The sequence below is a fragment of the candidate division KSB1 bacterium genome, assembly GCA_022566355.1.
Classification (GTDB): Bacteria; Zhuqueibacterota; JdFR-76; order JdFR-76; family DREG01; genus JADFJB01.
In genome coordinates this window covers 1-9,458 of the sequence record JADFJB010000152.1, presented here as the reverse complement: position 1 = coordinate 9,458, position 9,458 = coordinate 1, and the positions used below count along the sequence as shown (strand labels likewise).

Genomic DNA, 9,458 nt, shown 5'->3' with positions numbered 1-9,458 from the left:
TTTTATTTGTCAGTATAAATAAATATATTAATCTTAAAGTCAAGAAGTTTTTGAAACAGTTTTCCAAATAAATCCCACAAAAAGTAAAAAGTGAAAAGTGAAAAAGAAAAAGAAAAGGAGATATGAGGAAAAAGGGAAAAGGAAAAGTAGTTGTGAGAAGTTTGTGGAGTTTATGCTTTAATACAAATAGATGTTTAAAAAATAAATAAGCAACGTATGTACAAAATTACGACTATCAGAAATTTGACTGAACACTTTTTTATTTCACCCCTATGGTCCGATCACGACAATAACCTTCCCTGGTCCATGAACACCAAGAGTCAATGACAGCTCGATGTCTGCCGTTCTGCTAGGACCGGTTATGATATCAATGCAGGAAGCCTGGCTTACCTCTTTTCCTTTCTTATCGAAAAAATCACTCATCGTGAAATAAATGTCACTCTGGCGGATTAGGGCTATATGCTCAAAAGGCAACAGAGAGGCCGTACGCGGTTTCCCTTCTCCTGAAAGAAGCACAAGAGAGCCGGTTTCGGCAATTGCCGCATCGCAGCCTGTCAGCCCAATATCTGCACTTGCTTGTATTATTTTATCATCCCTTTCGAAATAAACATTCCGGCTTTGCAGAACAGTTCCGGCATCATAAGGTAAATTGTCTAAGTTCCAGCTAAGGACGGATTTGTCTTGCAAAAGGTTTCGCAGCCGCTTGCATACAGCTTTCTGATTCTTTTCTACATAAGTCTCCACACCGAGCAAATCAAATTCCTTTTGTAAACTATTCAGGAGATCTGATTCTGGTTGGTGGTGAGATTTTAAACCATCAGTCGATTCCGGCATTATTTCCGGTAGTCGGGCCAAGACTTGAGATTCTCGAACACGCGTAAGAATAACCTCTTTGGATTTTGAAAGTTTATTTTCCATCTTTAGCAATCTTCTCTTGCCACATCCTTTGAAATGATTTTTTTGCCGGTGTCTTGAAATCACGAACTTTAGTCCATCGGTCAAGTAAAGGAATATTATTTGTTAGCCAACTTTTTGAGCCAAGAAATCTCAGTAACCTGCTTCCAAATGCAGTAAATCCTTTATATACTTTTGGGATACCAGCAATCACAGCAAAGCATTTTATCGCCATTCTTAAGCTTATTGAAGCTTTGACCTTTGGCGGCGTGACTTGACGCAATTTCAACAGCATTTTGGGAATATCAATTCGTATTGGACATACTTCTTTACATGCGCCACAAAGTGTACTGGCTGCAGGTAGTTCATGCCATTGTGCCAATCCCCTGAGTCCTGGTGTGATGATAGATCCAATTGGACCGGCGTAAGTATCGCCATAAGCATGGCCGCCAATGTTTTTATAGATCGGACAGACATTCAGACAAGCGCCACATCGAATACATGCGAGACTCTCAGCTAAGTCTCCACCAAGCATTCCACTGCGGCCATTATCTACAAGCACAACATGAACTTCTTCCGGTCCGGTTTCAGTTCCTTTCCCGGGTCCTTGAATGATCGATGTATAAACCGAAAGTTTTTGTCCGGTAGCCGAACGTGCTAATAATTTTAAAAAACGATTAAGATCCTCAAACGTGGCTACCAATTTTTCGATTCCGATCAAAACGACATGGATTTTAGGCAGCGTGGTGACCATGCGGGCGTTTCCTTCATTTGTGACAAGACAAATACTGCCGGTTTCAACCACGCCAAAATTCGCTCCGGTAATACCCATATCCGCATCGAGAAATTCCTGGCGGAGCTTTCGCCTGGCAATTCGAGTCAGTACTTCCGGCTCGTCAGAAAAAGGTACCGATAACCGGTCATGCATGAGATTGCCGACATCCTCACGAGTCATATGAATGATAGGTGCGATGATGTGCGATGGCTTATCTCCGGCAAGTTGGACGATGTATTCACCCAGGTCCGTTTCCACAACCTGCATACCGGCTTTAATCAATGCTGTATTCAGGTGAATTTCTTCCGACAACATGGACTTGGATTTTACAATCTTCTTTACAGCCTGTTTTTGGGCAATTTCTATGACTACATTATTTGCCTCTTCTGCATCCTTCGCCCAGTGGACATGAGAACCATTTTTTTGTAGACTTTTCTCAAATTTCAGCAGATTGTCTTCTAGATTATGTAAGATTTTCATTTTGGTATTGCGGGCAATGTCCCTCAGATTCTCGGCATCTTCAAGAGAAGAGAACGCTGTCGATCGCCTGGAAACCAGTTGCGACGTCGCCTTTTTAAGCGCTTCACTAAGATTGTCATCCGCAAGAGCTTTGTCAACCCGGTCTGAAAAGTGTGACATCAATCGACCCCGCTATCAAGGACCTGGGCAAGATGGCGCACTCGAATCTGAGAGCCTTTGCGATGCAGCCCCCCTTCCAGGTGCATCAGGCAGCCCATATCGCAACTGATTACCATATCGACTTTGCTTGCTTGCAAGTTGCTGATCTTATTGTCCATCATTCGACCGGATATTTCGGGATTCTTAATAGAAAACATCCCGCCAAACCCGCAGCATTCTTCCGGATCTTCAAATTCAACCATCTCAAGTTCTGCGATATTTTCAAGCAGTATTTTTGGCTGATCTTTAATTTTAAGTCCACGCAAAAGATGACAAGACGGATGGTATGCTCCCCTTGCCTTCAATCTGGCTCCTAAATCGGTGATGCCCAGAACATCCACCAAAAATTGGCTAAACTCATAGCAGCGCCGGGAGACTTTATCTACTTTTTTGAGAAGATCTGGGTTTTCGGCAAAAAGGATACGGTATTGGTGGATGATCATATCGCCACAGGAACCTGATGGAATAATGATTGCTCCTTCGGTGCTGGACAGGACTTCCAGGTTTTTGACCGCCACTTTCTTAGTCTCCTCCAAAAAACCGGAGTTGTAAGCAGGTTGTCCGCAACAAGTTTGATCTAAGGGAACTTCAACCCGGATTCCGAGCCGTTCGAGAATATGGACTACTGCCATGCCAACCTCGGGATAAAATTCATTGATCAGGCAGGTATGAAATAATTGCACCGTTGCAGCTTTGTCAGGTAAGCTTTGATCCATCATTCACGATTTGCAGGTTAAGTTACGGTTATATTGTTTTCCCAGGTCATTTTGTAATTGCATTCGGAATACAGCAAATCTACAAGTGTTAATTTATTTTTTGAATACGTGTAAGCAAGACAAATCTAATAATAAGCGTAACTATTCAGCCGCTAAGGCTCAAAGGCTCCAAGTTCATATTATAAATCTTTTTAAAGCCTTTTTTATAATTGTTCGGCTATTGGCATTTGGCTGTTAGCTATTGGCATTTAATCCCAACAAAAGATGGTTAAGTGATTGTGGATCGGTTAAAACATAGAACAAAAATGTTAAACAATCTCATCAGAGTAAGCTAAAGGCCAGCAGCTAAAAGCCAATGGCTGAATATTTGATAATAAGCTTAAATTTTCCACATTATATCAGGATCGATTCTAGGTTGGACATGCCGATATTTGCTCATAAGTTCAATTTTCCGATTCAATAACTCTCCCAAATTCTCACCATAAATGTAGCTGGTCTCACCGGATTTCGAAATCACCATAAAATGTACTGGGCTGTTTTGCCATAATTCCAGCAGGTTTTTTGTATTTTGGATTTCTCTGGTCATCATATCCTGGAGAAAATCTTGCATGGTGTTTTTTTGTTCGTTGGAATCAGCAGCCAGGAAACCATAAACTCCGGTTACCCATGCAGCTACACTTCGTAATGTAGCAACCCAACATTTCAAGGCACAAAGTCGATCTCCTTGATCGATAAAAACCTGGCGAGAATTGTCCGACAATGAAGAGTTTCCTGCTACTTTTTCCGCCAAGCCGATTGCTTCGTTAAGTTTACCGATAACATTCTCATCAACACGCTGGACAAATTTTTCGCCATATTCTTGTGTGATCAGATCGAACAAGACATCCCGACCCAAATCCACCAGGTTGGTATTGTTAGCTGAGCTCACCATAAAGTTTTCATAATATTTTCTATCCTGTTCGGGAACAGCATGTAGGTTCGGAACAATTGGGCGTACCCAGACGCGCAGCCAGACAAAACCAAAATGCGAATATAATGGCAATGGCGGAAGCCAGCGAATCGCTTCTTCCGCCTGACGCCAAATATCGACAAGAAAATCGGCTTTTGATTCTCCCACCCAATACTTTGCCTTTTCCCAAATGAATTCATCAATGTCAATTTCGGAATCCAACATAAATGCCCTGGATACTTCCTGGTTGATATGATACGGAGCAAACCGGGATGGTGTAAATCCGCCAAGATTTGCGGCATATTCCACCCCACTCTCCAGCATTGCCACCATTTTTTGATGGAGCAGCCATGGAAACGGAATACCCAACAATGGTTCAAAATTATAGCCATTGCCATGAGAATAGATTAAATGCGAATTCACACCTTTTGCCTGATGTTTCCTGATCAATTCCCGCTCTTGATTATCCATATGAATATGCTGGATACTGCCCGCCACTCCCGAAATATCAGGATATTTGTCATGGCGATAAGGTAAGTCGTAACCGCGCACCAGTAATGATGGAACTTCAATATCCAGTCGATCTTCGAGATGGTCTATAATCACATCATGTTCATCCTTAAACGGCTCCAGGCGCAGCGATACATGGAAATTTGGGTTGATCTCAGATGCAGCATCCCGTAAAATTTTCATAAATTGCACAATATTTTTCCCCGCAGCCTCTGCGATCTGTTCATGGTTGCGCCATTCACGAATCAAATAAGGACCGCCATTTCTTCCGACATAGAGTGAACTGGTATACTCAAATCCTGCTCCACTGTCATTACTCCAGATACTCATGTATGCTAATTCAGGAACTTCCCGCAATAATTTCCTGATCATTTCTTTGTAATGATTTTGGACAAGAGGATGGGCAATCGTGAGTGTGTAGCGCGGTAACCGGCTGCGAAAAGGATGGTCCACCCGGGCGCCTCGCAAAGTTGGATATTTTTGCAGAAGTTTTTCCGGAACGGTTCTCGGTTCAAAACAGAGGATTCCGGGCTCCAGGCCATACTTACGACCAAGCTGTGCATATTCCTTCAACAGGTTTAAGTTGGCGGCTAAATAGTCTTCAGGATAAATACCTTTGTTCAAGTCACTACAAACATATTGATCCAACGCCAAACAATAAGAATAAAATTGAGAATAGAATTCACCGGGAACGGAATCTTCAAGCGGCTCAGGTGAGGCCAAGCCATTTACTTCTAAATGTGTATAGCCTGATCTGGCCAATTCTTTGATGTGCTCCCCGGCATCAAAATTTCGGGCTGTTCGCCAGGTTTGGGTCAATAGATAATCAAACAGCGGGCGATGCCAGCGAAAGGCAGTCTGGAAATATGTTCCCTCTTCAAAAGAAGAAACCGGCTGATTCAGCCATTCTTCAAGCAAACGGGTAGTATAGGCATACAACAATGACGGATGCGACACGATCAATTCACCTGACCCATCCAAATCTATCCTGAAGTAGCCCCACTGTTTTTCTTCTGGAGCATACTCTTGAATTTGGTCGATTGGGAAATCAGCATTCCCCGCAACAGCCATTTTGAAAACTCCCGATTGGTTAAAATGGAAGTCATGTAATTTAATCTCAAGTTTGAAAATATGTCGAATTTCACTTGCGCTGGTTTCCTCAACAGGCAAAGGATTAGAAGGTATCCTGATTATTTTGGTTTTATGCAAAGCTTCTGCAATTGTCACTACGAACTCCTACGTACTATATGAACAGCAATTTACTAATATTCAAAACAGATTCCCTTCGACAAGCTCAAGACGCAGCCTCCTGAATGACACCACAACTGATAAACTAACTTATGAATTGATGTTCATCATGTAAATCCTGTCTTATACTTTTTGATCTCCAACTAAGCGCCTACGTTGACCATCAGCCACAATAAAACAAGTATGATCCCTACTAAAACCCAGGTGCCAAAGAATCCGATATAGTCCATCTTTTGTGGTTTGTGAAATTCCCATTGGGTTCGTGGAAACAGTTTTCTTGAATCAAACTTCGAAATATTTTTTGCATTCTCTTTAATTGTAATGATATCCTCTTCCGGAGTACCTTGAACCGGGGTATGAATCTTCGCAAAAAAATAATCCAACCGTTTTTTGCTGGCCGGCCTGGTAAAATAGCTCAGGATTATAAGCAAAATAAATGGAAATAGGCCATCGAAAAGAAAGCGAACAGCAACCAGCTGGGCTTTGCTAAAACCACTAAAATCGATTCCCACCAGACTCAAAATCCACAATTCTGCATTGAAACGTCCAAAGCCAATCAACCGGGAATTCGGATCATCAGGATTTTCACGAGCAATTCGATTAAAATAAACAGGGTATGAAGGTATCATTCTTACTTTCGATATTTCCTCACCTACTTGAGCTGCAAGACCTTGTTCGACATCCGGACTCAAAGCTTTTGTCACAAAGACTAATTGACGCTCGAGAGTTTGTTTTAGAAAGGGCTCATAAGTTCTGGCGGTGTTCCAGGATTGAAAGAGATTCGGAATGATTGCGATGATTAGGAATGAAATAGCTATCTGTACGGCAACAGCAGATTTACTGAGCCTTCTCCAGACAAACCCAAGCCATATGGGTGCACCGAAAATGGCAGGCAACGAGATAAAATATTTAAATAGCTCCAGCAAATTCGAGATATAAAGAGCCATCCCTATCCCGCCAAAAATTGTTATCACAACAACAATACGTCCAATATTGATATAGTGCTTTTCATCCTTTTGGCCGGTTAAAGGTTTATATACTTGATTCACAAAAAGTGCTGAAAGTGAAACCGATTGTACATCGAGGGATGACATATTTGCAGCCAATACGCCTATCATCATAATTCCGATAAACCCCGGACCTAACAATTGTTTAGTCATGTAACCCCAGATAAGATCGGGATCGTTCAACTGGCCGGAATAAAGGCCAATCGCGAGCAAACCTGCCATTGCCCAAAATATCATGATAAAGCGCTTAAACATCATTCCACCGATCATCCCAAATCGAGCGCTGCTTTCATTCACTGCAGAACCGCTTACCTGCATATTCCCTGCAACCGCAACAATCGAAACCAGGTTAGCAAAAGCCATGGCGCCAATGGTATACCAGGCGTACTCACTCAATGCTTCTGCGCCAAACAACCAAAACATATGTTCCGGTACAGAGGCATGCAATCCTTTAAATCCGCCGATGGCCATAAGTCCGAAGGGAATTAGTATGGAGGAAAAGAGGACTATCAAAACTCCTTGAATTATGTCCGTTATGGCAGCTGCTGCAAATCCACCAAGTACCACATAAATACAAACAAGGCCACCATAAATAAAATAAAAATAGACTGGTTTGACATAAGAAATAAAAGCATGCAATTTGCCCTGGCTGTCCAGGCTGTTTAACTCTTCGAATCGATCCCGATCCTCTTCAGCAAGATTTCCTGCACCATACTGCTGCTTCAGCCCACGGAATTCATTATATTGCTCCACGCTCAACCGTTCTTCGGTGGTAAATTCATTCACAGGTTTTGGAGTTAATGCAATAAAAGTCTTAGCAGCAACCATAAAACCCACCCCACTTCCGATGAGAGTCGTTACAATAGTAAACAATGCAAATGCCGCTCCCAGGGATTTGCTTTCGAAACGTTCTGTGAAAAAATCACCAATAGTCATGAGTCGTGAGCGCCGAAACAACATGGCTGTGAACCAATAGAATGGTGTGAGGAATAAAACAATATATTGAATCCACATGCCGGCGATACCCTGGCGGTATATTTCACGAGAGACTGCTGCCGCCTGGCTGGCGTCGGTGGAAGCGCCAAAATTTAAGAAGAACTGGTACATACGGCCCATTTTCCGGCCGGCAAGAAAGTAATCTTCGGTATTCTTCATCCTAACGCGTAATCGCTTGCCGATCCAAATCATGGCGACAAAATAAAGGAGTATCAAAAGGACATCGATAATATGAAGTCCTAATATTTGCATTTGGATTTCCTCTTATTTATAAAGATAAAAAATCCTGTCCAAGGTATTGTTTTCAAAAGATTAATCACCCTTCGACTCCGCTCTGGGTGCTTGTAAATTATTTTCCGGAAAACAGGTGTAGTCCTTAAGTTCAAAAACCTGGCTATGTTCAGATGTTGCCCATGGAATTCCCAATTCACTTAAAAAACATTTTCTATTAAATGCTTCATACAAATATTCATCCATATTCTTAACTTTACGAAAAGTTCCTTTAGAATTTGGCGGAAACACTTCCCAATCTTCTACCACAACAATATCATCTTCCTGAATTTGAACGATTTTTGGGCAACTTTCATGCATAGCATTGATTGTCACTGTGTGGCATCTCGCTATTTCAGGAGTACAAACCGGATTTGTATTTTGATGAATCGACTGAACCAAATTTTTAAATCCGTCAAAGCGCCAATGATCATGAGTTGCATTATCAAATTCCTCCTCTTTGCCATTTTGATACTTGATTGTGGTTTTGCCATTGTCCGTTTCCCATTCTACGTCGCCATTTTCACAGACAATCCGCATCAGTGGCTCGATTACATGAAAGTTGCTATGGCTAAAAATAGCACTCCCTTTACACCCTTCTTCTGTCTCAAAATAAAGTTGGGCCAGGTCAGGACTTGGGATGTGGTTTGCCCGGTACAATTCAGCACGAACCTTTGTAGGAGTTGCGGCTTTATTGGGTTCAGAGGAGCATAAATATAGCATATTGAGTAAATAATGTGCATGGCCGCTATTTGCCGGACTGTCAAGAATCCAATTATCGCCTAAACGCAACTTTCCCGTCCAATCGTTTCTTGAATAGTATTGGCTGCTCCGCGGCCAACCACACATCACAGAAATCTCTTTTACTTTTCCCAAACGACCGTCACAAATTCTATCTTTCAGTTGCTGTATCGAATAGCTGGTTATGTGTTGAAACCCAATGGCAATCTTTCGATCACTTTTTCTTTGGACAGAAATAAGCTGGTCCACCTCCTGCACGGTAGCTGCCAATGGTTTCTCACAATACACATGAATACCCGCTTGCAGTGCCGCTTTACTAACCGGGACATGCATGTGAATTCCAATAGGGACAGTAAGAATGTCTGTGTATTTACATCCGCTTGAAAAGAATTCATCAATATCTGAATAAATAACTACGTTTCTTTGTTTTAGAGATTTGATCAGTTCAGAATATTTAGCTTGATCTCGATGGAGTGCAACCAAACCAACCAAATTAGCTAAACCTTGTTCCTCTAGCCATGTAATCGCTTCTAAATGGAATAAGCCATAGCCCCCAACACCCACCACAACAAACCGCAATGGATTCATATAATACTCATACCCGATATTAAATGTTTTATCAGAAAAACAACTTTGATTTTGAGTCAAGTTTTTTGTTTATGATTTCGAAATTA

6 protein-coding genes are annotated in these 9,458 nt (G+C 41.8%); all 6 read right to left on the bottom strand.

From position 1 onward, the window contains the following. Positions 1-270: 270 nt before the first annotated feature. Entirely contained in the window at positions 271-918 is a 648-nt protein-coding gene (locus IIC38_18655; protein ID MCH8127948.1) for an LUD domain-containing protein, read from the bottom strand. Continuing rightward, positions 908-2,308 carry an iron-sulfur cluster-binding protein gene (locus tag IIC38_18650; GenBank protein ID MCH8127947.1) on the bottom strand — a complete coding sequence of 467 codons (1,401 nt, stop codon included), beginning with the start codon at positions 2,306-2,308 and terminating at the stop codon, positions 908-910. Before IIC38_18650 ends, IIC38_18655 begins: the two co-directional genes overlap by 11 nt. Further along, a complete protein-coding gene (locus IIC38_18645; GenBank protein MCH8127946.1) occupies positions 2,308-3,066 on the bottom strand; it encodes a (Fe-S)-binding protein in 759 nt (252 codons plus the stop codon). Before IIC38_18645 ends, IIC38_18650 begins: the two co-directional genes overlap by 1 nt. Positions 3,067-3,442: 376 nt before the next feature. Beyond that, positions 3,443-5,749, bottom strand: a complete 2,307-nt coding sequence (locus IIC38_18640) for a hypothetical protein (protein ID MCH8127945.1) — start codon at positions 5,747-5,749, stop codon at positions 3,443-3,445. A 164-nt stretch (positions 5,750-5,913) separates the two neighbouring features. Beyond that, positions 5,914-8,025, bottom strand: coding sequence for a sodium:solute symporter family protein (locus IIC38_18635; GenBank protein ID MCH8127944.1), 2,112 nt, complete (start codon positions 8,023-8,025; stop codon positions 5,914-5,916). Between the two features lie 60 nt (positions 8,026-8,085). Continuing rightward, positions 8,086-9,372 (bottom strand): Gfo/Idh/MocA family oxidoreductase, encoded by a 1,287-nt coding sequence (locus IIC38_18630; GenBank protein MCH8127943.1) that lies wholly within the window; start codon positions 9,370-9,372, stop codon positions 8,086-8,088. Between the last annotated feature and the right edge of the window lie 86 nt (positions 9,373-9,458).

Excerpts from the sequence above, each read along its gene's own strand:
- IIC38_18630 (MCH8127943.1), bottom strand. The coding sequence starts at position 9,372 with ATGAATCCATTGCGGTTTGTTGTGGTGGGTGTTGGGGGCTATGGCTTA.
- IIC38_18650 (MCH8127947.1), bottom strand. The coding sequence starts at position 2,308 with ATGTCACACTTTTCAGACCGGGTTGACAAAGCTCTTGCGGATGACAAT.
- IIC38_18655 (MCH8127948.1), bottom strand. The coding sequence starts at position 918 with ATGGAAAATAAACTTTCAAAATCCAAAGAGGTTATTCTTACGCGTGTT.
- IIC38_18645 (MCH8127946.1), bottom strand. The coding sequence starts at position 3,066 with ATGATGGATCAAAGCTTACCTGACAAAGCTGCAACGGTGCAATTATTT.
- IIC38_18635 (MCH8127944.1), bottom strand. The coding sequence starts at position 8,025 with ATGCAAATATTAGGACTTCATATTATCGATGTCCTTTTGATACTCCTT.